Raw genomic sequence first — 220 nt, 5'->3', positions numbered from 1 at the left:
AAGAAGTCCAACTATAACCAAAGAAAAATCGACAAACACAAAGAATATATCGAACTTAAAACCCAAGAATACCTCAATGAGTTAGACAAAAACGATGTAAAAGAAGACGCTATAAAAATCAGTAACATCCAACAAAAAATAGAACGCTTAAAACAAAACAAAATCAAATACGAACTGCTCGAAGAAGAACTCAAAACCAGTGGCGAACCCCAAGTAAGCA

At 33.6% G+C, this 220-nt stretch carries 1 pseudogene; it reads left to right on the top strand.

What is annotated here, in order from left to right:
• A pseudogene (locus WFZ85_RS16420) lies at window positions 1-220 on the top strand (IS1182 family transposase); the annotation flags it as partial.

The organism is Flavobacterium aureirubrum, assembly GCF_038739835.1.
Lineage (GTDB): Bacteria > Bacteroidota > Bacteroidia > Flavobacteriales > Flavobacteriaceae > Flavobacterium > Flavobacterium aureirubrum.
Note: the sequence above shows the minus strand (reverse complement) of the source record. Positions and strands in the feature narration are given on the sequence as shown.